Source organism: Methanooceanicella nereidis (assembly GCF_021023085.1).
Taxonomy (GTDB): domain Archaea; phylum Halobacteriota; class Methanocellia; order Methanocellales; family Methanocellaceae; genus Methanooceanicella; species Methanooceanicella nereidis.
Genome location: NZ_PGCK01000012.1, coordinates 1 through 24251, shown reverse-complemented (window position 1 = coordinate 24251; position 24251 = coordinate 1). Strand labels below are relative to the sequence as shown.

General features: G+C 48.0%; 21 protein-coding genes. 4 read left to right on the top strand and 17 right to left on the bottom strand.

All coding sequences use genetic code 11. The features are described 5' to 3' along the window. Positions 1 to 6: 6 nt before the first annotated feature. Positions 7 to 1374, top strand: coding sequence for a PFL family protein (locus CUJ83_RS13135; protein WP_230742782.1), 1368 nt, complete (start codon positions 7 to 9; stop codon positions 1372 to 1374). Positions 1375 to 1549: 175 nt separating this feature from the next. Here the strand turns inward: CUJ83_RS13135 and CUJ83_RS13130 are convergent, their stop codons facing one another. The 14 genes from CUJ83_RS13130 to CUJ83_RS13065 all read right to left on the bottom strand — a co-directional run bounded on the left by CUJ83_RS13130 (position 1550) and on the right by CUJ83_RS13065 (position 17746). Then, on the bottom strand, positions 1550 to 2029 hold the full coding sequence (locus tag CUJ83_RS13130) for a pyridoxamine 5'-phosphate oxidase family protein (protein WP_230742781.1): 480 nt from the start codon (positions 2027 to 2029) through the stop codon (positions 1550 to 1552). Positions 2030 to 2167: 138 nt separating this feature from the next. Further along, positions 2168 to 2686, bottom strand: a complete 519-nt coding sequence (locus CUJ83_RS13125; protein ID WP_230742780.1) for a hypothetical protein — start codon at positions 2684 to 2686, stop codon at positions 2168 to 2170. A 126-nt stretch (positions 2687 to 2812) separates the two neighbouring features. Next, complete coding sequence (locus CUJ83_RS13120; protein ID WP_230742779.1) at positions 2813 to 4132, bottom strand: TldD/PmbA family protein; 1320 nt, start codon at positions 4130 to 4132, stop codon at positions 2813 to 2815. Further along, a complete protein-coding gene (locus tag CUJ83_RS13115; RefSeq protein WP_230742778.1) occupies positions 4129 to 5466 on the bottom strand; it encodes a TldD/PmbA family protein in 1338 nt (445 codons plus the stop codon). The genes CUJ83_RS13120 and CUJ83_RS13115 overlap by 4 nt, the downstream gene beginning before the upstream one ends. A gap of 34 nt (positions 5467 to 5500) precedes the next feature. Next, positions 5501 to 7417 carry an ATP-dependent protease LonB gene (gene lonB, locus CUJ83_RS13110; RefSeq protein ID WP_230742777.1) on the bottom strand — a complete coding sequence of 639 codons (1917 nt, stop codon included), beginning with the start codon at positions 7415 to 7417 and terminating at the stop codon, positions 5501 to 5503. Between the two features lie 860 nt (positions 7418 to 8277). Beyond that, positions 8278 to 9993, bottom strand: a complete 1716-nt coding sequence (locus CUJ83_RS13105; RefSeq protein ID WP_230742776.1) for a COG1361 S-layer family protein — start codon at positions 9991 to 9993, stop codon at positions 8278 to 8280. A gap of 140 nt (positions 9994 to 10133) precedes the next feature. Further along, positions 10134 to 12410: an efflux RND transporter permease subunit gene (locus CUJ83_RS13100; RefSeq protein ID WP_230742775.1), complete on the bottom strand. Its 2277-nt coding sequence runs from the start codon at positions 12408 to 12410 to the stop codon at positions 10134 to 10136. 395 nt (positions 12411 to 12805) lie between these two features. After that, a complete protein-coding gene (locus tag CUJ83_RS13095) occupies positions 12806 to 13195 on the bottom strand; it encodes a response regulator transcription factor (RefSeq protein ID WP_230742774.1) in 390 nt (129 codons plus the stop codon). A gap of 103 nt (positions 13196 to 13298) precedes the next feature. Beyond that, positions 13299 to 13646, bottom strand: a complete 348-nt coding sequence (locus CUJ83_RS13090) for a hypothetical protein (RefSeq protein ID WP_230742773.1) — start codon at positions 13644 to 13646, stop codon at positions 13299 to 13301. Continuing rightward, a complete protein-coding gene (locus CUJ83_RS13085) occupies positions 13643 to 13939 on the bottom strand; it encodes a hypothetical protein (RefSeq protein ID WP_230742772.1) in 297 nt (98 codons plus the stop codon). The genes CUJ83_RS13090 and CUJ83_RS13085 overlap by 4 nt, the downstream gene beginning before the upstream one ends. Before the next feature lie 9 nt (positions 13940 to 13948). Further along, positions 13949 to 14710, bottom strand: coding sequence for an RAD55 family ATPase (locus tag CUJ83_RS13080; RefSeq protein WP_230742771.1), 762 nt, complete (start codon positions 14708 to 14710; stop codon positions 13949 to 13951). A 355-nt stretch (positions 14711 to 15065) separates the two neighbouring features. Further along, positions 15066 to 15836, bottom strand: a complete 771-nt coding sequence (locus tag CUJ83_RS13075; RefSeq protein WP_230742770.1) for an ABC transporter ATP-binding protein — start codon at positions 15834 to 15836, stop codon at positions 15066 to 15068. Between the two features lie 3 nt (positions 15837 to 15839). Continuing rightward, complete coding sequence (locus CUJ83_RS13070) at positions 15840 to 16616, bottom strand: ABC transporter permease (RefSeq protein WP_230742769.1); 777 nt, start codon at positions 16614 to 16616, stop codon at positions 15840 to 15842. 77 nt (positions 16617 to 16693) lie between these two features. After that, positions 16694 to 17746 carry an aliphatic sulfonate ABC transporter substrate-binding protein gene (locus tag CUJ83_RS13065; RefSeq protein WP_230742768.1) on the bottom strand — a complete coding sequence of 351 codons (1053 nt, stop codon included), beginning with the start codon at positions 17744 to 17746 and terminating at the stop codon, positions 16694 to 16696. Between the two features lie 137 nt (positions 17747 to 17883). Between CUJ83_RS13065 and CUJ83_RS13060 the strand changes: the two genes are divergently transcribed. Beyond that, entirely contained in the window at positions 17884 to 18423 is a 540-nt protein-coding gene (locus CUJ83_RS13060; RefSeq protein WP_230742767.1) for a helix-turn-helix domain-containing protein, read from the top strand. 687 nt (positions 18424 to 19110) lie between these two features. Here the strand turns inward: CUJ83_RS13060 and CUJ83_RS13055 are convergent. Then, entirely contained in the window at positions 19111 to 20394 is a 1284-nt protein-coding gene (locus tag CUJ83_RS13055; RefSeq protein WP_230742766.1) for a TraB/GumN family protein, read from the bottom strand. 99 nt (positions 20395 to 20493) lie between these two features. Then, complete coding sequence (locus CUJ83_RS13050; RefSeq protein WP_230742765.1) at positions 20494 to 21597, bottom strand: CBS domain-containing protein; 1104 nt, start codon at positions 21595 to 21597, stop codon at positions 20494 to 20496. 67 nt (positions 21598 to 21664) lie between these two features. Here CUJ83_RS13050 and CUJ83_RS13045 point away from each other — a divergent pair, with 67 nt between their 5' ends. Next, positions 21665 to 21931 carry a PRC-barrel domain-containing protein gene (locus CUJ83_RS13045; protein ID WP_230742764.1) on the top strand — a complete coding sequence of 89 codons (267 nt, stop codon included), beginning with the start codon at positions 21665 to 21667 and terminating at the stop codon, positions 21929 to 21931. Between the two features lie 72 nt (positions 21932 to 22003). Here the strand turns inward: CUJ83_RS13045 and CUJ83_RS13040 are convergent, their stop codons facing one another. Beyond that, positions 22004 to 23245: an MDR family MFS transporter gene (locus CUJ83_RS13040; RefSeq protein ID WP_230742763.1), complete on the bottom strand. Its 1242-nt coding sequence runs from the start codon at positions 23243 to 23245 to the stop codon at positions 22004 to 22006. A 73-nt stretch (positions 23246 to 23318) separates the two neighbouring features. Here CUJ83_RS13040 and CUJ83_RS13035 point away from each other — a divergent pair, with 73 nt between their 5' ends. After that, positions 23319 to 24041: a tRNA(His) guanylyltransferase Thg1 family protein gene (locus CUJ83_RS13035; protein WP_230742762.1), complete on the top strand. Its 723-nt coding sequence runs from the start codon at positions 23319 to 23321 to the stop codon at positions 24039 to 24041. Positions 24042 to 24251: the final 210 nt, after the last annotated feature.

Genomic DNA, 24251 nt, shown 5'->3' with positions numbered 1-24251 from the left:
GCCGGAATGATATACTCAATAGACGAGATACTTGAGACGGTCCGGATGATCCAGGCCCAGCACCTGGATATTCGTACCGTGACGATGGGCATTAACCTGAGGGGATGCATCGATAAAGACATCGATAAGATGTGTGAAAATATTTATGAGACGATCACCACCCGTGCAGAAAAGCTTGTCCCGGAGGCAAAAGCCGTTGAGGCAAAGTTCGGCATCCCTATCGTCAATAAGCGCATCTCGGTGACACCCATCGCCCAGCTTATAGACACCCCTCTGGCCGACGCCGAAGAGGAAGAGGCGATAGACGGAGCGGTGAAAGTCGCTAAAACACTGGATTCATCGGCTAAAAAACTTGGGATCGATTTTATCGGAGGATATTCGTCGCTCGTCTCAAAAGGCTTCACTATGGGTGACACCATCCTCATTAACTCTATACCATATGCGCTAACTTCCACGGACAGGGTATGCGGCTCGGTTAACGTGGCGACCACGAAGAGTGGCATCAACATGGACGCCATACTCCTGATGGGCCATGTGATCAAAAAGACGGCGGCAATAGATCCGCTGGGCTGTGCCAAGCTTGTTGTATTCTCAAACGCCCCGCCTGACAACCCGTTCATGGCAGGCGCTTTCCACGGCCCGGGAGAGCCGGAGACCGTGATCAACGTCGGCATATCCGGTCCGGGTGTCGTGCGGTCGGTATTGACGCAGCTGGAGGACGCGGACCTCGGAGAGCTTGCGGAGACTATCAAGAGGACATCGTTCAAGATAACTCGCATGGGAGAGCTTGTCGGCAGAGAGATGGCGCAGAGGCTTAACGTCGAATTCGGCATAGTGGACCTGTCGCTGGCACCAACCCCGGCAGAAGGCGATTCGGTCGCCAATATCCTTGAGGTCATGGGCCTTGAGAGATGCGGCACTCACGGCACGACTGCAGCTCTGGCTTTATTGACAGACGCGGTCAAGAAAGGCGGCGCCATGGCTACTTCGTACACTGGCGGACTGTCCGGAGCTTTCATACCGGTCAGCGAGGACGCCGGAATGGTCGAAGCCTTGAAGCTGGGAGCGATAAACATCGACAAGCTGGAGGCCATGACAAGCGTATGCTCTGTCGGGCTTGACATGGTCGTAGTTCCGGGTGATACCGCACCTGAGACAATATCGGCGATCATCGCAGACGAGTGTGCAATAGGCATGGTGAACAATAAGACTACAGGAGTACGTATCATACCGGCAGGAAAAGAGGGCGAGTACGTTGAATTCGGAGGCCTTTTGGGTGGAAGCCCTGTCATGCCCCTGAACAAGTTCTCATCTTCAAAATTCGTGCGCCGCGGCGGAAGGATACCGGCGCCGATACAGAGCTTTAGGAACTGAAATGCTTAGTTTCTAAAGCAAATTTTTTTATATGGCGACAAAATTTTTCCGCATGCTATCACTTTTATCCAGAGTTATCAGAATGATCATTGATCAAGCTAACCACAAAGGCGAATAAGGTACACCAGTTTCCACCACGAAGCGCTCAAAGGGCTTAAAAAGATAACTTCGATATTTATCTCTCATGCTTCTTTCCGCTGATCTCTGTAACAGTTATCTCTACAATACAGGTAGCGTCAAGAGATCTTATCGGAAATTTATAGGTATTGTCACTCTTTGAATGTTTATTCATCAGTAAACCCAGAGCATAAAGCTTCCTTTCATTATCGTCCACGACGGATGCCAGCCCTTTAGCTATGACGCTCCTGTAAAATGTGTCGTTAGAACACGGGGTCTCTTCGTTCATAAAGATCTCCAGCAGTTCGTCAGCCTCAAAGCAGACAGACGGGTTTATTAATATATTCTCCAGCTTTTTACCTTTCATAGCACAATGGAAATATATGCGCTCGCCGTCAAATACAAAATGGACAGGGACTATGTAAGGCGTACCGTCCGGAGATATGGTCGCCAGCCTGCCTGTCTCAGCCCTTTCAAGAAGATCCCGGATGCCATCCTTATCCATGGGGCGCCTGTTAGGTTCAGGATTTACGATCATAGTAAGTCCTTGCTTAAAAAACGGTTTTAGTATATAAAATATATGAACAGGAACAGATGAAGGAAAAACCAAAAAGGCGGGCTATTATCGGCAAAATAGATTAGACATCCCCTTCATTAAAATAAAAAGATCAAAGAATTATGTCCATGGGACAAACGCCAGTGACATAGCTTTTTTGTACGAGTTCTTGAACTCCAGGTTGTCTCCCCAGTAGACATCCATGTCCACCATTATCGAGAAAGTATAATCATGGGAGATCGTAGTAAGGTTTACCCATTTACTGCTATTGGGAGGTATCTCGCCCACCTGGAACTGATCCCCGAAGTAGTATTGCGCAGTCTGTGCATCGCTGATCTTTAAGGATATCGCTGTGTTCCTGGCAGGGGTATTACCGTTGTTTACAAGCAGTATAGAGAAGTCCTCTGCCTGAAGCTCTTTTCCGCGGTTATATGCGACCTTTACATCTGCAACCGAGACCTGATTACTTTTGATCACGCCGATGCTTATCGGCCCCTGAGACGGGACTGGTGTCGTGCTGATCGTGGGCTCCGGCGTAGATGACGCCGCAGGAGACGGGCCTTGCTCACTTTCCGTACATCCACTGATTGCCACCAGCATTAATACAGATAGCAATGCGAGCAAACTTTTATAGTTCATATAAACACCCTGTTACCAATATACTTAGAAGACTATATCAAGATTTAAATTTGTTGGAGTCTATTTATTTTTAAGAAAATTATTTTCAAAAAAATAAGGATATGTGCCCGGGACACTTTCGTACGATCATGCTCCGGGAGTTATGCGCATGCCCTTTATCTTTACGGTCGGCGATATTATCGCGCCTATGACCTTTTCTTCCCTGCTCATCCCGTCCACCCTGGAGAGAAGGTCAAATATGTTACCGCTTATCATCATGGACTTTATAGGCCGGCCCAGCGCGCCGCCCTCAACGGTGAACGCGTTCCTGCACTCGACGGAGAAGTCGCCTGTGATCGGGTTTGCGGTATGCGCACCGATTATCGAGTTAACGTAGATGCCTTTGTCTGTCTCGTTTATGACGTCACACCTGGGGTACTCGAACCGTATATTCCTGGGGCCCACCTTTGGCGTCATCGTATACGAGTTGCGTATGCCGTTACCTGTTGATTCCCGGTTCTCCTTTCCTGCAGTGTAGTTGTCATAAAGGAATGATTCAAGTATGCCGTCGTTAACGATCACAGTTTCCTGGGACGGCGTACCTTCGTCGTCTGACCTGGAGCTGCCCAGGCCGCTTTCCAGAAGGCCGTCGTCTATGATCGTCAATCCCTCGGCCGCGATCTTCTGTCCGATCTTCTCTGCAAGACCGGATCTTCCCTTCTGGACGCTCTCCGAATTAACGGAGAATAAAAGTGTGGACTCTATGATATCAGCGAACGCGTAAGGGCCGAGAAGCACATCTGTGACATGGCTTTCTACAGGCTCTGCGTTAAGCGACCTTCTCGCAAGCCCGGAAGCCTTTGAGCCGATAGTTGAAAAATCAAGGTTTAGAGCTCTCGATACGTCATATTCGAAAGCGGTGGATACGTTATCCCCTTCTTTAATGATGACATCGATATAGCCGTAGACCATCGTTTCCTTATCCTCGACCTCCACGCCGTTTGAGTTGACAATCATCGTCTCCGAGACGATGCTCGAGAACTTGCCAAAGGTAACTGAAGCTGCCCTGTCCTTCTTCGCCTCTTCGACCATGCCTGCCGCGATATCCATGCACCGGTCCAGCTTGATCTCGTCGACCTCTCTGTCATATATCCCGTACACGTTCCGGTACGGGCGCGGATGCGGGAGCCCTTTAAGATTGGGGTCCTTACCCCTTGATCTGGCGCATGCTATAGCGGCCCTGACAGCCTCTTCATACTTAGCAGGGTCGTTTGACGACGAGTAACCTATAGCGCCGTCCGCTATGACCCTTATACCCAGCCCTTCCGACATGCTTTCCTCTGCGAAGCCGATGTCTCCATGCTGTGTCTCCACAGTGACGTTCCTGCCGACAGAGCCGTATACCTCTGCCTCGGACGCGCCAAGGGCTATGGCCATGTTAACGAGCTTTTTGATCCTGTTCATCATTCCGAAGACCCTCCGACGACCGCGTCTTTAATGAGTATGTGCGGTGAGCCGTCGCCAACCGACACGCCCTGTCCTGCCTTTCCGCATCTGCCGGAGTGGAACTTAAGGTCGTCCCCTACACGGACTATGCTCTTCAGCGTCCTGAGCGTATTACCGGAAAGCGAGACATCCCTGATGGGCGCCGTTATTTCGCCGTTCTTTACGATATAGCCCATCACGGCGTTAAACTGGAAAACTCCCTCGCCCGTATTAACCTGGCCGCCGCGGGAGCCCTTAAGGTAAATGCCGTCGATGCCTTCGAATACCTCTTCTTTTGTCATATCGCCGTTATCGATGAACGTATTGCTCATTCTTACAACAGGCCTCGCGAGCCCTCCGGCTCTTGCGTTTCCGGGTAAGCCGCCGAGCCTGTGTGCCGTTTCCCTCGAGTTCAGATAGGCTTTCATGACACCTTTCTCTATTATCGTGGTCTTCCGGGACGGTATACCCTCGCTGTCGTAAGGATAATAGCCATATTGTAAAAGCGTCGGGTCATCATGCACTGTCACAAGCTCGCTGCCGATGACGTTCCCGATCTGACCCTCAAGGCATGAGTCGCCTTCCATGACGGTATCTGCTTCGGACGCATGGCCGACAGCCTCATGTATGAATACGCCGGCAAGCTCCGGATCAAGGATGACGTCATAGCGCCCTGCCGGGGAAGGCTTTGCCTTCAATAGCTCTAAAGCTTCTGCAGTAGACTCTTTCGCCAGCTTTACAGGATCGCACTGGTCGAATATCTCAAATCCGCCCACGTTAAAGTAACTGCGCCTGCCCATCTGCAGGTTGCCGCCATCTTTGGCAACGGCCGTGGCGCTAAAGCCGGTGCGGCTTACGTCATAGCTTAGCTCCATCCCTTCCGACGAGCGGTATTTACTGTGAAAATAAGATTCGACGTAATTGACGCGGGTGCTTTTTATCATGTCCCCGCTGTCGTTTTCCTTAATTGCCTGCTCTATCGAGCGAAGAATGCTCTGCTTATCCTCCAGGCTATAGTTCATCGGGTCCTTTTTTACCTTATAGACCTCTTTTTTTATGACGGGCCTGGGAGCAAGCTCGATCTTTGGCCGGGGGTTAAGCTTGTTAAGCCTCCTTGCCAGTGATAAAGAAGAAGTGATAGCCTCGTCCACCCGGTTAAGGTCATCCACCGTGGTGAAACCGAAAGAGCCGCCTATGAGGGCCCTGACAGCCGCCCCGGATAGATAATGAGTGGAAATTTCGTCGATCTCTCCGTTGTCATACACAATAGTGGTGGTATAACCGTTGAGTTCTCTAATGTCATAGAACTCTTGCATGTTATCACTTATAGTGTCCTAAAATATAAAAAATTTAGTGTGGCAGTGCCTTGTCGAATATTCCGAGGCCCATTTTATCCACACTAAAGTTCTTGATCTTGTCAACAAAAGACTGTTTTGTCTTGCCGGTAAGCGCATATTCGAGGACTTCGCCTATGTTGGTCACCGGGATGATCTTAATCTGGTCCTTGTAGACATCTTCGATAAGGACGTCCCCCATGTTGGATTTCGGTATGAGAACCGTCTTTATGCCTGCCAGCGCTGCCGCCTCTATCTTATAGGTAGCACCGCCTATCGGCAACACTTCGCCCCTGACTGAAAGCGAGCCTGTCATGGCCACACTCTGGTCGACAGGGATCTGTGATAGCGCGGATATGACCGCTGTCGCTATCGACACTGAAGCGCTGTCGCCCTCTACGCCTTCATACGAGCCGACGAACTGTATGTGCACGTCCATACTGGCTATGTCATGTCCGGTAAATTTCTTGATTATTGCGCTGACGTTCTGGACAGCTTCCTTTGCGATCTCCTGAAGCTTACCGGTGGCATAAACATGGCCTTCCGACTTTGACATTGCAGGCGTGACCTCGGCGACTATCGGTAATACTATACCCGAATCGCCTCCGATGACTGCCAGCCCGTTAACGCGGCCGACATCCTCTCCCTCTACCTTGAAGAGCCTGTAATCCTTCCTTCTCTCCAGGTAGTTGTCCGCAAGCTGCTGCTCTACGGAGCGGGATATCCTCTTTGCTTTCAACACATGGTCTTCAGTCGTCGTCTGGGCTCCCTCTGCGCGGGCGATGTCCCCGGCCACCCTGACCAGGCCTCCGAGGTCTCTCAGCTTTAACGTAAGATGACCTTTTCTTCCAGCCCTGCGCTTTGCCTCATGGATGACCTCCATCACTGCGCCGCGGTCAAAGTGAGGGATCTTTCCGTCTCTCATGACCTCCTGCGCCACGAACCTTACGAGTTTCTTCCTGTTCTCGAGGTTGTCTTCCATCGAGTCCACCATGAACAGCTCGTAACCGTAGCCCTTTATACGGCTTCTCAGCGCGGGGTGCATGCCTTCCATTGCATCAAGGTTGCCCGCAAGCACCATGATAAAGTCACATGGTACCGGGTCGGTCTTGACCATCGCGCCCGAAGATCTCTCAGACTGCCCTGTTATGGAGAACTTGCCTTCCTGTACTGCCGTGAGCAGATGCTGCTGGCTCTCCATCCTGAGAGTGTTGATCTCATCGATGAACAGTACACCCTTATGCGACTTATGGATAGCCCCTGCTTCAACACGGTCATGTGACGGGGTCTCAAGACCGCCAGACTGGAACGGGTCATGCCTGACATCGCCGAGGAGCGCCCCTGCGTGTGCGCCTGTGCCGTCAATGAAGGGTGCTGTCGTCTTTCCTTGATTTGATACAAGTAATTTAGGGGTGATCGCCGTTTCTTTTGGAGTGACGTATCTTAACAGGAGTAACAATAATAGTACTGCTATGATGGCCCACATGAATTGCTCGCGCATATATACCCATGCGAATAATAGTATACCCAGCATTGCGAGTACGATAATAAGATTTCTTAACTGAGCGTTTTTCTGCGCCTCCATCTTATGTGCGTTCACGATCTGTTTACCCTTACCTGCCGGAACGACCCTGACCTTCGGGTTGTTGGCGTCTTCGGGGTTATGATAGATAAGAACGTCCTGAAGCTCTTCTTTTGGCAATAGCTCTGCCATTGCTTTCGCAAGCATGGACTTACCCGTACCCGGAGTACCGATCATCATGACATGGCGGCGCTGACTGGCAGCTTTTTTTATCACCTCTACCGCATGTTCCTGCCCGATGACCTGGTCTATAAGTTTTGTCGGGACCTCGATCTCGCTTGTCGAGTTGAACTCAAGGCCACCGCACAGGTCGTCCTGCTTGACGGTTTCCGTTTTCGTCTCATCACTCACTTATAATCACCGATTGTTTTCACCGACTAAATTTCTTACATAGGATAAATACTTTTAGCGTTTTTGGATAATTGGTATCAACTTTTAATTAATCCGGCTTGAAACAGCCATATTAAAGATGTCAAAATTTTTTAAAGATTGCAATTAATATCTAATTTATATCTATATATAATTTATAATTGCAAAATATAGCTTTCGACCGATTACCACCTGATCCCTAAATACTTTCTGGTTTACCCCCATCTATCCCGATCTTTTGTTCCAATATATTATATAAAATATTAATTATTTTAAGCTTTTGCCGATAATGTTCGTTAAAAAATCACCAGTATGGACATATTTTAAACAGTTTCATAAACTCACGAACATGTAATTAATGAACAAAAAAGAAATAAAGAGGAATACGTCGCTATTTAGCATTCCGTGGCCCGGGCACACAACGGTAGCTAATAAAAAGGTACAAAATAGTGGACGATCATTTTCTACATATAAGATTAGATCGTTTAACAGGCCTCAGGGATGCGATAGTAAAGCCGCTTAGAGTAAAGACATTTTGACACCGTGCTCTATTACCAGTAAATTTGGATGATAATTAATAACTAAGTGCTGTGTCCCTTAAAGTAGATGAGTTATACGGTTTTTGTCGGATAGTGTGACAATGATGTTGTTCGGGCTGTGCACTTGTGTAATGTATTTTCATCTCAGCACATACCAGCAAGTCCGACAAAGATAATACAAACCGGCGAACTAAAGACACACGGCACTAAGAAACGCTGAATTTAGGCCTTATTTTTATCATGGCAATACAATATTCCACCGCATGATCAATTTAACGGCAGACATATGACAGTCCCTGGTTTTTATTTCCCTTCATTGGCCTTATTATTTTTTCGGAGTTTTCTGGCAAAGTATGCAAGAGCGAGGATCACCGCAATCGCCAGCCCTGCTATCAGAGGCCAGTTCTCCAGAAGTGTCTCCAGCAAAGTAGGGGGAGGTTCAACAACGACAGGCTTACGAATGATACTCGTCACATGAGGGTCATCGTTGGAGTCGTAATATTTCACTTCCAGCGTAACATAATAGGTGTTGGGGACGGCATCGTCCTTCACTTTTATGCTGAACTTCGTACTGGCGTTCTCTCCCGGACCAATATCGCCAAGATATGCCGTGTCATAACCGACCGTAAAGGGGTCAAGCGCGTTCATACGAACAATGGCATCTTTAGCCGGAAGTGTCCCGTTATTGAAAAGCGTGAGATCTGCCACGCAATTCTTTCCGCATTTAATCTCTATAGGAGCAGCATCCACGGAAAATATCATCTCGGGTTCCACGGGTACTCCAAAAGTCCTCACGTTAGACGACATTTGTACTCCCCAGGGATCTACGTATGACACTACGACACTTAAAGGATATAATCCGTCTCCCGCATCCGGCGATATGCCCACCTTGAACTTTACTATCTTCTCTTCCCCGGCCATCATCCGGCCAAGGAACTGAGAATTCTGGATAGGGATCAGCATGCTTTGATCTACTGTCGCAGGCGAGGAAAGCGGACCATAACCAAGATTGGAAATATCCTGGGGCGGGCCGATGGTGGATGACTGCAGGTATGCCACCGATTCATCCACATCGAGACTCCCTATGTTCTTTATTTTCATTATTATGACGCCCTCGGAACCGGGCACCATATTATCAGACCAGATGTCAGAAACGACAAGGTCGAACATATCCTTGACAACGACTATAAGGTTGACAGTGACGACTTCTTCCACATAGTTATTGTAAGCCATGAACTGGCCATAAGCAGAATAGTAAGCGGCGTTATCAGTCATGTATTTGTAGGTGACTGTCATCGGGAGCTCATATACACCGGCAGGAGCGTTTCTGTCTACCCGCAGCGTAAAACTCAAAGGCAGAGAGCATGAGCCCGACGGTAGCGAACCCAGCACCACATGGTTATCAGATATGACCTGCATCGGCATGCCAGTACAGGATAGGTCGCATGTTATACCTAAAGCGGTAGTAGCAAGTATGGGGCCGCTAAAGTCGGTGTTCCACTCGTAAATATCATAAGGCGGAGGGAATATTCCGCTTGGTATCCCGCATTGTGTCCCCAGTCCCCCATATACCGGAGGGCACTCATACCCCCCGTAATCGTCAGGATAACCTGACGGGCTGGGGGACGGGGAAGGCGAGGGTGATACTGATGGCGAAGGGGTGACTGTCGCGTTCCCGGTATCGTTTTTATCATAACAGTCATCACAGGAGGGGCTGGCTGACGGCTGAGGCTGGGAATCGCACCCGCAGTTGCTCCATGCAGATCCATTGTTTGAGCATTTTGTATCGTTCGCGCAAGCCGAAGGGCAAGGGGTAGGCGTGACCGTAGGAGTAGGAGTAGGAGTAGGAGTAGTTTTGTTATTATCATCGGGTATTATCGGATCGACCGGGGGATAATACACGTCAGGCGGAGGCGACCTGTATCCCACGAGATAGCTGACATAACCGTCGTTCTGAAGGGTCACATCTATCGTGACTGTCTGTCCCGGATAAAGCTCCCTGTTTCCAAGTATCGACACGTCGATACAGGGAGCTCCGCCGATACCCGGAGGAGACTGCTGTGGCGCGTCATATTGCCCCGAAGCGCTATAGACGGAGATATCCGGGAATAATATGATAAAGAGGCAAAAGAGTATGAGCGCCTTGTTTTTCTCCCGGACTATGATCTCACATCCTCTTTAAATGGATTGACGATACGTTTCTTTGACATCCATACATCCAGCGTGACAAGTAAAGGCGGCATTATTACGAAAGCGCTTATCAGCGCAAGTAAAAAGTCTATGATGGTGACTATACCGAAGCTGCTGAGTATGGAAAAGTCTGACATAACAAGCGCGCCGAAACCTGCGATAACAGTGCTGGCAGACGAGAAAATCGCGTTACCTATCTTCGAGGTGGCTATCCTCATGGCTTCTTCGGGGCCGTGTCCTTTTAATTTTTCCTCGTAGTATCGCTCCATATGTAATATTGAGAAGTCGATCCCGATCCCGATAGTAAGAGCGCCCAGCGTCACCGATAAAGGAGTATATTTCATGTTTAGCAGGAACATGACGACGCAAGAAAGGCCGGTGACAATGAATACTACAAGTACGGGAACGATGGCTTTTACGATGTCGCCCCTGTAGACGACCAGCAGCCCCAGGAACACGCTCAGAGCGCCCAGCAAGGTCATTGTAAGCCTGTCAGTAGTCAAAGAGCCGAAAGTTACCAGCGTCATTTGTGACTCGCCCCCAAGGGACGCGCTGATGCCGGCCGGGGGAAGCTTGAATTGAATATCCCTGTCGATACGCTCAAGAAGGCTTATCCGGTTATCAGTGGTCGTGCCCTTTGTGACCATCCTCATAATGCCTGTAGTCTTATACTCATCCACGTACCTCTTTTTGATGTCATCCGGCATTTTATTGAGAGAATCTTTGATAGCCTTTGTAGTATCCGGGATCGTGCCGCCGTTATATGCAGACATCGCGGTGGCAATGCTGCTGACAGAGAGGACCTCCGGGTTATTGGCCATTTCATATTCGGAAAAATCATTCAGCCATTTGACCACCTCAGGGCTGGTGACATCGTGGGCCTTGATCTGTATGGTCACATCTTCCGTTTCCTGCCCCATGATCGAGCTATAGGACCTGAAAAGCACTACCGACGGAAGGTCTTGAGGCGCGAAAGTCGAACGGTCTATCTCGATGCCCGTTTTACTGTCAAGAGCGTAGCCCGAGATCATCAACAGTATCGCAAAGACGACTACAGTGGGGTTCTTTGTAGTTATCTCGGCGATCGAGCTTATTATGTTCTCAACGGGGCCGGGAGCGGCTTCTTTCTGTTTCCTATCCTTTTTATACCGGGATAAGGATGACAGTATGTAGATCACCGATGTAAGAAGGAACAGTGCTGTCAAAAAGCATACCATTACGCCTATGAGGCACATGAGCCCGAAATCGAATATCATCGGTATCGGCGACGATAGTATCGCCATAAACCCGAGACATGTGGTCATCATAGAATAAAAAACAGGAGGCCCGATATTTTTGATAGTACGCACGACAGCCTCGCCAGGGCCGCTGCTGGTCCCCAGTTCTTCCATCAGGCGGTTCTGGAACTGTATGGCATATTCGACGCCGAGCCCGATAAGAATGGGGAAAACGGCCATTGATACCATCGTGAGAGGGACTCCGGTAAAACCCATGGCGCCTCCGGTAAATATTACCCCTATAAGGACGATGGGAAGCGGCAGAAGCCTCCACCTGGCATGGCCGAAAGTGAACCAAAGCGCGACGATCATGAATATTATCGCGCTAAAAAGCATGATCGTCATGCTCGTCATCATCTCATTCTGTATCTCGAGCATCATAGCCGTCGATCCGGTGATCACCGCGGATGTCCCCGGCGGCATCTGCGACCACGCTATCGTCGACTTGACATTTTCGAGGACTTCCGCAGATTCAGTTTCTTCGACGTCGCTGGAAAGCTCGACGGTCATGACGGTATGATGCCTGTCAGGCACTACGAACTGGGTCATCCTGGACGAGGAAAGCGATATTAGCTTTTCTATATCGTTTTTGTTGCGGGGGATGAAATCATAACCGTAATATGCTTCGCTTCCTTCCCGGACAAGGACATGCAGCCCGGAAACATCGACTATTTTAGGATCGTTCCGTATTTGCCTGTCAAGCTTATCCATAGCGTCGAGTACTTCGGGGTCCAGGACATCGTCCGATGTTATGAGAATTAAAAAAGTAGTGGATTGAAAATGATCATTGTAATATTCAATATCCTTATAGATCTGAGAATCTTTAAATACTAAAGTCTCGGTCCCCGTCGCCATGTATATCTTTCCGGCGAAAATGACGGACAGGAAAATTAAAAGCAAGGCTGCCGCGATGATAAATGTAGTGTTATTCTTAATGAAGTGACCGATACATTCCTCTATCCTGACCATTCTCTGCCCCACATGAAAGGATAGCTCCGGCACGGTATCATTAATTTAAAAAGTCCCGGAAATCAACTAATAGTCGTATAACTACCCAATATAGGGTAATCAATATCTAAATATAAATATTGTTAATATAAAAATGAAGAATATATCATATTAATCGCTATAGCGGTATAATAATAAGAATAAGCAAAATATGTGATTTTATATACAGCAATTGTCTACCAATTATTTTAATTTGCCATATATCATAAAATGTGACGAGGTTACAATGATAAAGAATTTGATAGTGTTTTAGCTATCAAGATCAATGGATAAGAAGTTAATAGTTCATAGATCATAGAAGAGACTACTTATCCACAACGGTGAAGGATCAAGGTCCTGATGCCCTTTAGACGGTCTCACTTCTTCAATAGAGCCTTGTCTTTCAGTATCTTCTTTACGCGCTCCAGAAGTTCCGATCTTCCGAAAGGCTTGGTGATATAATCATCCACCTTTACGACATGGAGACCTATCATCTTGTCAATGGACTGTGTCTTCGCGGTGAGCATCGCCACAGGTATGTTCGTAGTCTTCTCATTCGCTTTTATTCTTCTAAAGACTTCCCAGCCGTCCATCTGAGGCATCATTATGTCCAGAAGAACAAGATCGGGCATCTCCTTTTCGATCTTTTCTAAACATTCTTTCCCGCTGTAAGCGGTGACGACTTCGAACCCGTCGCTCTCAAGGACCAGTTTTACGAGGTCCACCACGTCGGGCTCATCATCGACCACCATGATCTTGTTAGCCATCTACCTTCACCTATTATTATTTTATTTTCGATTTGATAAAGTTTGGGTATATTTGTTAAAGACAATCGTTAATTGCGAAGCGTTATAAGTATCGTTGATAGAGCTATTTCTTCAACGATGATAACACCTCGGGGATTATCCAGCCCCAGTATTTCAATATGACAACGACTTCCACTACTATGCTCCCGAAGAACATTATCCTGGAAACAGGGGCGATCCATTCGATGCCCGGTATCTGCATGCTGCCGAAACCCGAAGCATATTCTACGAATATCATGATCATCGCCAGTATCATGATCCCCACACAAACATCGAAAAGCCTGTAATATTTTTTAATTTGAAGAGCCTCGCCAAGCCTCTTGCTCAGGTCTTTAAAGATGAGGGACACTATGATAAGGGACACGAACATGATAAGCCAGTTCAATATGTCGAGAATGCCGTTTTCGATCACCTGGACACCCCCATCATTTTTGAGTAGAGTAAAAATCCGAAAGTTGAGAGGACCATCAGCGAAAGGAGGTTCGTTATGAGCGCGACCCACTGTAAAATGTCGCCTCCCGTAATAAGCGCGAACAATAACAGGGCAATGAAGGCCAGCCCCGGCATCAGGTATATGAGATAATATGTCGATTGCCTGAACTTAAGCTCATAGAATCTGCTGATAAAGAATAAAAAGACCATCATCGTTATCAGGCATATGATGGTCAGTATTATCAGGACAATGTTGAAACCGGGTAGGTCCATCTTATCACACTACTTTTTAAAAGCCTCTATGAAAGCCTGCGCTCCGGTCTTTCTCGCCGTTCCGCTCATGATACCTTCATAGCCTTCGAACCGGGACAGCACTTCAAAACCGCGCTTTGTTATCTCATATTTCCTGATGGCCTTATCGTGATCGGTACCCCTCATCTTCAATATGTTTATGGACCTTTTGATCTCGGACTCCATCTCGACATACTGAAGCATTATGATACAGTCGACGATGAACTCTACGCCATAATCCGATATTTTTGACACCCGGGCAAGTATGTCCGGCACCTCATGCGTCATCAGAAGCGTGACATCGTTCGCCTTCATGTAATTGACGAACGCGTAAAGTTCTCTCCTCAGCTCGTTAGGATTGTTAATGTTCATGGAGTACAGGGATATCGGGTCCACCACTATCCTTCTTGCATTAATATCCTTTATAATGTCAAGGCATTGCATGATAGGGGTCCCGCCGGTCTGAAGCATATCCGATTGAAGCTGGTATATCCTCAGTTTGTTCTCCGCCTGTAATCGCTTCAGGTCCCAGCCAAAATTAACGGCATCCTCCATTATTTTTTTAGGCATCTCCTCTATCGTGATAAATACACCGTTCTCCCCGTCCTGTATTCCCTGTAACAGGAACTGTAACCCAAAAGTTGTTTTACCTGTACCCGGAGGGCCTGTAAGGAGCATCGTATCTCCCCTTATGAAGCCGCCTTTAGTCATTTCATCCAGGCCGGGTATGCCGGTCCTTAGCCTTTTCTCCATTTCCCATCTTTCCAGTCTGATTTATACTTTATTATTTTTACAATTTGAAATAATTTTTCAAGGTAAGTTATTAATAATTTATTATCTGTAGACCATCGATTTAAACTTATTTTAAGAATGGTATTATCCTAAATGGATATTATGTCACCCTGAAATATCACGATTGGATAATATTATTAATAAGACTACTAATATAAAGTTTCCTGAGCAGAGGCTTAATGAAGATCGTAATAAAATAGCGCTGGCTTGATAGACGGTAAATTTTCTCCAAAAATGTTCGGTTAAAAACAGGCTAAAGTTAAAAAAATCCGCTGTGCCCCTAATGCGATGAACACAACGAACTAACTATGACCGTTTAATATTCCGAGAGTTTCTGGACTTCTTCGAACAGGGAGTTCAGAATGACGTTCCTTAGCTGGTTCACATCAGACTCGGTCCTTACCCTGGGACGCGGAAGGTCAATATCTATGATCTCCTTTATACGCCCCGGCCGGGCCGACATGATTATGACCCTGTCCGCCAGGAACACTGCCTCATCCACACTGTGCGTGACGAAAAGGACTTTTATTCGCTCTGTTTTCCAGATGTCCAGCAACTGCATCTGCAGCAGATTACGCGTCTGTGCATCAAGAGCGCCGAAGGGCTCGTCCATCAGAAGAATATCCGGGTCGACCGCCAGGGTCCTGGCTATGGCCGCACGCTGCTTCATGCCCCCGGAAAGCTGATGAGGATAAGAGTCCTTGAACTTCGACAGGCCTACCATATCCAGATACTTTTTTGCCCGTTCCGACCTTTCTTCGGGCGGCATGCCTTTAAGCTCCAGACCGAACTCGACATTCTTCTGGACGTTCCTCCACGGGAACAAAGTATATTCCTGGAAAACGAAGCCTATGCTTGGGGTCGGCGACGTGACCTTTTTGCCGGCCACATGGATCTCCCCGCTTGAGATGGGCTCTAACCCTGCGACCATCCTGAGGAGCGTGGACTTTCCGCAACCGGAAGGGCCGACTATGCAAATGAACTCCGAGTCCTTTATATCGATCGAGATATTATCGATGGCACGCAGTGTGCTGCCGTTCGAGCTATAGTCCTTACAGACGTTCTGGATCTTGATCTCGCCCGACATCGATCACACCTCGTTATTGTTGATACCCTGCTGCCATTTGAACAGGTAGTTCCCGGCGAACTGGAACAGGAAATTGATCAATAATCCCAGTACCCCTATGGTTATCATGCCCACCATGACACGGTCCGTCTGCCCGAAATTAGACGCTTCGATAATAAGGTTCCCGAGGCCGAACTTTACTGCTATCATTTCGGCCGCGACGACGCACATCCATCCTATACCCATGCCGATCCTCATCCCGGTGAATATGCTGGGGGAGGCTGCAGGCAATACGACTTTTTTCAGCACGTTAAGATCGTTAGCTCCGAAAGTCATGGCCACCTCTATAAGCCTCTTTTCGACTCCTCTCACACCTGATATGGTGTTGAGCAGTATCGGGAAGAACGCACCTATGAAAACAAGGAACATCGCGGACTGAAGGCCTATGCCGAACCATAGTATCGCCAGCCCTATCCAGGCTATGGGAGGTATCGGCCGGATTATTTCGACGATCGGATCAATTATATAGGATATACTCCGGACCCAGCCCATCGAGACTCCCAGAGGTATTGCAATGGCCGCAGCCGCAAGGAACCCCAGCACGACTCTCATCAGGCTATATCCCGCATGCATGAAAAGCTCCCCGTCGGCGGTCATTTTATACATCGTCATGAACACGTCTGACGGCGGAGGAAGTAAGATCCATTTGAACACTCCGAATACGCTTGTTAAAAGCTCCCAGAGTATGATAACGAATAAGACACCCGATATTTGTAATATTGGTTTACGTATCTGGAGCATGGATATCTAATCAAGACTGATAGAAAATATAGTTGTTGGATAGAGTGAAATAACACTCCATCCCCGATCTATTTTATTTATAGCTCGTTCACGAACGTCAGGTCGAAGAGCTCGTTCCTGGTAAGGTCGTTGTTGACCTTGCCCATGTTCTTAAGCTCCCTGGCGAAGCTCTCGGTACCTGCGATATAATCCTCGTCGAACTTGTACATGAAGGTCATGTGCGGCAGTGATTCTACCTCGATAGCCGGGTCGATGTTAAGCCATTCGCTTGAGGCGACTATTGCTGCCGATTCGTTGAGATTTGCGTTAATGAACTCAACGGCATCCTTGTGAGCCTTTAAGTAAGCCCTTACGGAGTCCGGATATTTCTGGATCATCTCGTTCGATGCTATGACGACACAGCACGGATGTCCGGGCATAATGTCCTTTGACAGTAAGAGTATCTCGCCGACATCATTTAAGACGGCCATGGTAACGAAAGGCTCCCATATGATCGCCGCGTCGATGTTGCCGTTTGCCATCGTGTCGACCATCTGGCCTGCAGGGATGGTGACGACATTCACGTCCTTATCATAGCTGATACCGTTGTCGGCCAGCAGCTTCCTGAGCATGACGTCCTGTATCGAGCCCGGGCCGGGTATGGCTATCTTCTTGCCCTTAAGGCCTGCGACAGACGTTATGCCGAGACCCTTCTTTACTATAAGTCCCGAGCCTTCGCTGTGTGTCGGAGCAATGATCCTCGCAGCCGGGTCCTTGTCCAGGTATGATATGACCGGTGGAGCTCCTACGACCGCCATGTCGAGATTGCCCGCCGATATCTGCTTCATTATATCCGGACCGGCACTGAACTTTTGCCCTTCGACATTAATGCCATACTTGTCAAAATACCCTTTTGTCTCCGCGATGAAGAACGGAGCGTCGTGGTCGCTCGGTAAATATCCGACCCTTACAAGGTCTTTTGTCTGGAGCGGGGCTCCCGTAGGGGTAACGGTCGCGTTTCCGCCGTTATCCGTGCATCCTGCGAACGAAACGCCGGCGAGGCCGATGCCTGCTACAGCCCCGGCCTTTAATAATGTCCTTCTGGAGATCTTTCCGCTGCTTATCTGATCGATTAAATCATTATTAGCCATAATTCGCCTTCCGCTTATTTTAAAGCTAGTGAATGTGTTAACCTTACATAAACGTTTTGCACAAATAAACGTATGTTTAGCACAAAAATACTAATATTACTAAATGGATTATACAATAAGGAATAAGGTTTGATGTGATGACTTTAGCTGACGATGTTATTACAGCAGCATTTCAATCGGATGAAGAGTTCAGAAAGGTCATGGATAAAGTGATAAAAAAAGACCTTGGCCTTAGCGTTACCGAATTTGGCGACCGCTCGGGCATATCGCCAAGCACCCTTTATAAGATATTGAACGGCGACAGGGACCCGAACCTCAAGACCCTCAGGGAGATAACCGGCGCAATAAGGCAGCTGGAAGGCTTGAGCAAGGAGAAGTTCATAGCGGTGATAGCTGCGCGTCCCGTTCTAGACCGTATAAGCGAGAGAGAAATGGTCGTAGACAACAAAAAGATCGTCGTAAGGGAATATTCTGCCATGACGATGGAAGACGCGATCGTAGCGGCCATAAAGGCTGAGAGGGATGGAGCTCAGGCACTGGTCTGCGCGCCGATAGTAAGCTATACCATAGAAAAGATCGTGCATATCCCGGTATCGACCATAATGCCGACGACCAGTGTCGTCAATGCGATAGAGAATGCGTCGAGAAAGATACGGTCGATAAATGTAAGAGAATAATGCCCGATATTAAATGGTTTAACTGTCATACCGATTAAATTTTTTTTCACATGTATAGTATTACCATCGCATCTTTTATCTCGAAAGCCCAACACGCGACTCAATTATATTACGTGTAGTATTAAAAGCGTTGAGATCATTAAGAGAACACGAAGGCAACCAAGGACACTGTTTCCAACCACAAAGCGCACAAAGGCAAACAAGGAACACAAAACTGCTAACCACAAAGCGCACAAAGGCAAACAAGGAACACTAAACTGCTAACCACAAAGCGCACAAAGGCAAACAAGGAACACTAAACTGCTAACCACAAAGCGCACAAAGGCAAACAAGGAACACAAAGGACTTCTCTTAGAAGATTATAATATAAAAAAATTAGTGTACCTTATTCGCCTTCGTGCACTTCGTGGTTAACAACATAGTGTACCTTACTCGCCTTCGTGCGCTTCGTGGTTAACGTTTTGTGTACCTTACTCGCCTTCGTGCGCTTCGTGGTTAACGTTTTGTGTACCTTATTCGCCTTCGTGCACTTCGTGGTTAACAAATCAGTGTACCTTACTCGCCTTCGTGCGCTTCGTGGTTAACAAATTAGTGTACCTTACTCGCCTTCGTGCGCTTCGTGGTGAAAAAGAGATTCGAATAAAATAAGGGATATAAGGGACAGAGCATTACAGGCCCTGCCATTACTTAAAATAACGTGCCCAGCCACGATGTTATTGCATGGTACCCGTTAGATACGCCGGCCTGCAGTAATCCCACAGGGTCGGTCAGGTGGAAATAGTACACGAGTATTGCCGCCCCTACAACGGTGCCCACCATGCTGCCTATGTTCGCCATCGCGGCCACCATTATGACCCGGACCAGATTGTTAGCCCACATACCTTTTAGCATATCTATGATGCCCTCGTCCTCATCGTCGCTCAACAGGGTATTCAGGTCTTTCATGCTGGGCGGCCTTTCTGCGGCTTCTACGATCCCTGCAAGCCATCCGACAGCAAGCACAGGGTTCAGGAACCCGTACCAGGCAAGAACGAACGCGGTGGCGATCGATTTGGGATGGCCCCCAACTATGGCCACGAACAACGCGGATAGAACTCCCTGGGCCAGAAATAATATTATAAGAGCAAGTATAAGCTGCTCCAGCGGTATGCCGGAAAGTATGAGCAGCCCGAAGATAGCAACTACGGACAGGACTATAAGCGCGCTAAACAGCTTTAAAAAATTTATGCCGCGCTTCTTAGGCACCTCTATTATGGATTGAATGGAAGGTATCGTTTCCGGCCTCTCCATGTACTTGCGTATGCCTTCACGGTGGCCGGCGCCTACGACTCCGAGCACCCTTTTTGTCCTGCCTATCGCGAGAAGATTATGTGCCAGGTAAGCGTCCCTCTCGTCTACCAGAACCTCTGCGACCGAGGGTGTGAACTTCCTCAGCTCTTCAAGCAGGTCGGCGACCACGTCCTCCTGTGTTATCACTTCGATGTCGACGTCCTTGGTCCCTATACCGAGGGATGCCAGAATAAGAGAATAGAACATCCTGAACTTTTCCCTGAGGGTCATCTTTCCCCAGAACCTGGCGAGAGTGATACCGATATCCCTGTCTATTAAGGCGACCTCAAGTCCGTTCTTCTTTGCCGCCTCTATCGCGGCCATCATTTCAGAGCCTGGCTTCACTCCGGTCTCCATGCCGACCTTTCTCTGGACGAAAGCCAGAAGCCACTGTATGATGAAGATAAAAAGATTATTTCCCTTTAAAAGTTCCTTGACCTGGATCTCTTTTTTCTGCTGGTCGCCTTCAAGAAGTGCCCGGTAACGCCGCTCATCAAGTTCTACAGCGACCACGTCAGGCCGATATCTTTCGATGGCTTCCTCGACTTCCTTTACGCTTTTCTCAGATACATGCGCTGTACCTATCAATACCACGTTTTCACGGGGGTTTGGAGATACAGGCGGATTGACTGGTTCATCCATCAATGTTACACACCGGCAAAGATTAATATAATATTCTATATGATATAATTATTTCAATATATCTATTCTGGTCAAAGAAGATCTGAATGTATCGATCGTTCAGCTTTGTTTCGCCACTTCGGAGATCTCCAGGGAACGTAACAGGTCCGTACGGGATATTATTCCCGCGATCCGGTCCCCTTCCATGACCACCAGACGCCCTATCTTATGCTTTGACAATTTTTGCAGCGCAGTGAATGCGTCATCATCGGGCTTAAGGGTTATAACGTTTCTGGTCATCACGTCCCTGACCTTGACGATCATCCGATTATCAAGAGGGACTTTTGAGAGATCGGTCAGCGTCACAATGCCTATAACTTTTCCGTTCTCTACGACAGGATAGCCAAGATGTTTATACTTGAACATCCAGTCGATACAATCGGCGACCGACATATCGGGATCGACCGTCATAACGTCCCGTGTCATAAGGTCTTTAACCTTAGTACCTTCGAGAGTTATCGATACCAGAGTGGAACGCTCCTCCTCGCCTGCTGCGATGTATATGAAGAACGCGATGATGATAAGCCATATCCCTGCAAATCCCAGCAACAGGCCGAAAAGCCCGAGCATATACGCAAATATCTTACCTGCCCCGACAGCGTATCTCGTCGCCTGGATGTATGGCATCCTCATCGCCAGGAAAGAGCGAAGGACACGGCCGCCGTCCATCGGGAACGCCGGCAGGATGTTAAAGAATCCAAGCATCAGGTTCAGATAGGTCATCAGAAAGACCATCGTATTGGCTATCGGGTAATCCCTTAATACCGGGACCCCGTAATACAACAACCCGAACACTATCCCGAGGATTATGCTTATGATCGGCCCTATGATGGCCACTTTCATCTCTATCCTCGGATTGCGGGGGATGTCCTCCATGGATGAAACACCGCCAAACAGGAAAAGCGTGATATCGCTGATCTTTATGTTATTCTTAACGGCCACATACGAATGTCCCAGCTCATGGATGAGCACACATGCGAATAGCAATATCGCCGCGATCGTTCCCATCGAGTACCTTACGAACGTGTCCTCAACGTAGTTGAACCCGAAATCAGCGGGATTCGTCGCGAATGCGTATGCGATCAAAGGAAGTATAAGTAAAAATGTGATGTGAAGCTTGATAGGAATCCCCATCACGCTCGCAATCTTTAGCGAAGACTTCATACAAAGAAAATATTATCTAACAAAGTATATATCATTATACTACAATAAGTAGGGGAGAGGAGTCTAAATGATTGCTGATATAACCTCTTTATTCGACCTGAACGTCTACACGGACAAGGGGAAGTACGTGGGCAAGGTGAACGACGTCCAGTTAGAGTCTAATGAGAGAAAGATCTCCGGTCTGGCGCTGGTAAACATAAACAGGGATATATTTGACGTTGAGACCAGGGGAGTAATAATTCCTTACAGGTGGGTTCTCGCTGCAGCGGATGTCGTCATCATAAGGCAACCGTCGGTGTCTTTATACGGTAAGGAAGAGCCTGAGGAGATATGATCTCCCGGGATCTTATAAAGTAAATTTTTTAAATAAAATTTCTCTCTGATAATAGCTAATGCTATGAACATCTCATCCGAAATACTCCGCATCGTTCTTTTCCGGCGGCACCAGCTTTTTTAACGACAGGAACCCCAGAGTGCACAGTGCTCCCGCCGCCCCGATAATCATCCACGTATATTCCTGTGAGCCTGCGAAAACATCAAGAAGGACCCCTCCAAGCAGCGGCCCTACTGCGAAGCCCATACTGTTGGCAAGCCCGGAAAATCCCAGGTAACGGCCCCGTTTATCCCCGGCGGATAAATTAGCAGTAAGATTAGTGGACGACGGGCTAAAGAAAAGCTCGCCCAGCGTCACTACGAATATGCATGCCGCCAGCATCCAGAAACCGCTGGATATCGATACGATCCCGAATCCAAGTCCATAAAGCAGCGCGCCGATACCCATGGAGACTGTCAGCCGGTACCGGTCAGCGATCAATGTCACAGGATACTGCATGAAGACAACCATCAGACCGTTGACGGCGAACAGCATCCCTATCTCGGGCTCAGACAGCCCCACGAAATCTTTGGCGTACATGGAAAGAGGCGTGTACATCTGCGAATACACTATGGCGACCAAAAACAGCATGACAGAAAAGATCATGAAAGGCCTGTCGCTTTTTATAGACTTCAGGTCTCTCAGGCTGAACTTTCCTGCCGGCTTGCACGTCCTCGTATCGCCGATGAAAAATATTACAAGGAGCAAGTATATCGTGCTCGTGACCGCCGTCAGGTAGAACATCGACGAATAGGATATGATGGCCATAAGTCCGCCGACCACAGGGCCTGTCGCAAACCCGATGTTCAGGGCTATTCTCAGTATTCCGAATACTTCAAGCCTTTTTTCTGACGGGACTATATCGGCAGCGATAATATTAGGTATCGGCCTGAATAGCCCCGTAGCCATGCGCGTCATCGAGAGAAATACGAGATAATATGCGTAGGGAGCTTTTACGCTCACCGCCCATCCGAGCAGCAGGAAGCTGATAATGAGCGTCACCAGCCCGGCTATGAGCACGAAACGGCGCCCTAGCCTGTCGCACATCTCGCCGCCTATGAACTGGAACATAGCTCCCACGAAAGATGCCGTGAACATGGCCAGTCCGACATAGCTGGCAGGGATACCCTGATAGACGTACAGATATATGGATATGAACGGCATCACGATGGACATCCCGAACTGGTTCAGGGCTGTCCCCAGGAACAATATCCAGACCCTACGGTCGAATGACGGTAGACGCAGACCCATAAACACGTTCAGTCGAGACGCCATATGTTACCTTCAAAGGAAAATTAGTAATATATCATTTTCCATTAAATATTCTTTGACTATCGGAGCATTAAAAGTGAAGAAAAATGAAATATACAGGGACATAAAAACGGTGCCGCCCATTATCATCAGAGCGGACGGCAGGAACTTTAAGGAGTCCCTTAAAAGACTTAATTTTGAAAAGCCCTACGATATTTCATTTGAAAGGGGAATGGTGACGGCGGCGCGAAGGCTGATACTGGAAAGCGGCCTTTCCCCGGAATGGGTGTTCACGTTCTCCGATGAGTTTAATATTTTATTTAAGGAGCTCCCTTTTGAGGGAAGATTGGAAAAGCTGGACTCTGTGGTCCCTTCCTTCCTTTCGAGCGCCCTGACGATAGCGCTGAAGATCGACACGCCGCTCGCCTTCGATGCCCGTGTGATACCCATGCACCCCGAGAACATGATAGAATACCTGCAATACAGGCAGGCAGAGGCATGGCGTAACCACATGCAGTCATACGGTTTCTATAGCCTGGTCAAAGAAGGCGTGAACGAAAAGGATGCGGCTGCGAAGATGCACGGTATGAAATACGAGGACATACACGAGATGATGTGGCGCAGGGGTGTTAATCTCGGCGAGACGCCGGGATGGCAGAGGAAAGGAGTACTTGTGTATAAGAAGAAAGTCGAAAAAGAGGGCTACGATCCGGTCAAAAAAGAAAAGGTCATCGCCATACGCACGGAGCTTGATGAGCTATGGGACCCGCCCATATTCAACTCAAAAGAAGGCATTGATTTCTTAAAAGAGATAATATAAAAGCCTTAATTTTAATGAAATATGATACACCACAAAGGCGAACGAGGACCACCAGTTTTCACCACGAACCGCTCAACGGGGCACCAGTAGTTCCGTTGGTGTGTGAGTGGTTGTTCGGTGTTTTTGTTGGAAGGCGTTTTCCTCTTGTGTTGAGATATTTTTCTTTTTATGGGATTAAAAAGTGTTTATATCTCTGAGGGTTTGCCTTCC

Bases quoted from the DNA above. Each gene is read 5' to 3' on its own strand.
- CUJ83_RS13135 (WP_230742782.1), top strand. From the start codon at position 7: ATGATATACTCAATAGACGAGATACTTGAGACGGTCCGGATGATCCAG.
- CUJ83_RS13130 (WP_230742781.1), bottom strand. From the start codon at position 2,029: ATGATCGTAAATCCTGAACCTAACAGGCGCCCCATGGATAAGGATGGC.
- CUJ83_RS13125 (WP_230742780.1), bottom strand. From the start codon at position 2,686: ATGAACTATAAAAGTTTGCTCGCATTGCTATCTGTATTAATGCTGGTG.
- CUJ83_RS13120 (WP_230742779.1), bottom strand. From the start codon at position 4,132: ATGATGAACAGGATCAAAAAGCTCGTTAACATGGCCATAGCCCTTGGC.
- CUJ83_RS13115 (WP_230742778.1), bottom strand. From the start codon at position 5,466: ATGCAAGAGTTCTATGACATTAGAGAACTCAACGGTTATACCACCACT.
- CUJ83_RS13100 (WP_230742775.1), bottom strand. From the start codon at position 12,410: ATGGTCAGGATAGAGGAATGTATCGGTCACTTCATTAAGAATAACACT.
- CUJ83_RS13095 (WP_230742774.1), bottom strand. From the start codon at position 13,195: ATGGCTAACAAGATCATGGTGGTCGATGATGAGCCCGACGTGGTGGAC.
- CUJ83_RS13085 (WP_230742772.1), bottom strand. From the start codon at position 13,939: ATGGACCTACCCGGTTTCAACATTGTCCTGATAATACTGACCATCATA.
- CUJ83_RS13080 (WP_230742771.1), bottom strand. From the start codon at position 14,710: ATGGAGAAAAGGCTAAGGACCGGCATACCCGGCCTGGATGAAATGACT.
- CUJ83_RS13075 (WP_230742770.1), bottom strand. From the start codon at position 15,836: ATGTCGGGCGAGATCAAGATCCAGAACGTCTGTAAGGACTATAGCTCG.
- CUJ83_RS13070 (WP_230742769.1), bottom strand. From the start codon at position 16,616: ATGCTCCAGATACGTAAACCAATATTACAAATATCGGGTGTCTTATTC.
- CUJ83_RS13065 (WP_230742768.1), bottom strand. From the start codon at position 17,746: ATGGCTAATAATGATTTAATCGATCAGATAAGCAGCGGAAAGATCTCC.
- CUJ83_RS13060 (WP_230742767.1), top strand. From the start codon at position 17,884: ATGACTTTAGCTGACGATGTTATTACAGCAGCATTTCAATCGGATGAA.
- CUJ83_RS13055 (WP_230742766.1), bottom strand. From the start codon at position 20,394: ATGGATGAACCAGTCAATCCGCCTGTATCTCCAAACCCCCGTGAAAAC.
- CUJ83_RS13050 (WP_230742765.1), bottom strand. From the start codon at position 21,597: ATGAAGTCTTCGCTAAAGATTGCGAGCGTGATGGGGATTCCTATCAAG.
- CUJ83_RS13045 (WP_230742764.1), top strand. From the start codon at position 21,665: ATGATTGCTGATATAACCTCTTTATTCGACCTGAACGTCTACACGGAC.
- CUJ83_RS13040 (WP_230742763.1), bottom strand. From the start codon at position 23,245: ATGGCGTCTCGACTGAACGTGTTTATGGGTCTGCGTCTACCGTCATTC.